At 43.5% G+C, this 524-nt stretch carries 1 protein-coding gene; it reads left to right on the forward strand.

Annotated elements, in window-relative coordinates; translation table 11 throughout:
• Positions 1-74 precede the first annotated feature (74 nt).
• Positions 75-476: a DUF3888 domain-containing protein gene (locus GC098_RS17760; protein WP_171644461.1), complete on the forward strand. Its 402-nt coding sequence runs from the start codon at positions 75-77 to the stop codon at positions 474-476.
• Positions 477-524: the final 48 nt, after the last annotated feature.

The following is a 524-nucleotide window of genomic DNA, read 5'->3' on the forward strand; positions in this document are numbered from 1 at the left end:
CCCCCCAACCACTTTTTAGTAATATTCGAATGACAAGTGGGAAGAATAACCTCAAAACTTTCCGTGGAGGGCTAATGTTAAAGTTCATCTTTGCCGCCTGTATATTGTTATTCAGTCAACCTACCACTGTATCGGCAATAACAAACGAAGACGAAGCTGTATGTAATGCAGTTATCGCAAGACTGCTAAGTCCGCAAATAACGGCTGAAGTAAATAAGTATTATGGAAAGATACTGGTGCATCCGCCGACTTACGCACCGTTTATTGGTACGCAAGTAACTTGTGAAGCAGCTTCAACGAACAAAACAACTTACTCCGTAACCGTCGTAGTAACGCCATTTGTCGGTGCTCACGTTTCCGTAGGTGTCGACGAGATTAAATTTCTTGTCGGTTTGAGCGGGGACGTAACGACCGTTAGCTACAAGCACGTCGAGGATCATAAGTTACCGCCCCATTTACAGGACCTGTACCGTTAGTTAGAAAAAGAAATCCCTTTTCTGTATGCCTTTCCCCCATCAAATTAT

The organism is Paenibacillus phytorum, assembly GCF_013141715.1.
Classification (GTDB): domain Bacteria; phylum Bacillota; class Bacilli; order Paenibacillales; family NBRC-103111; genus Paenibacillus_E; species Paenibacillus_E phytorum.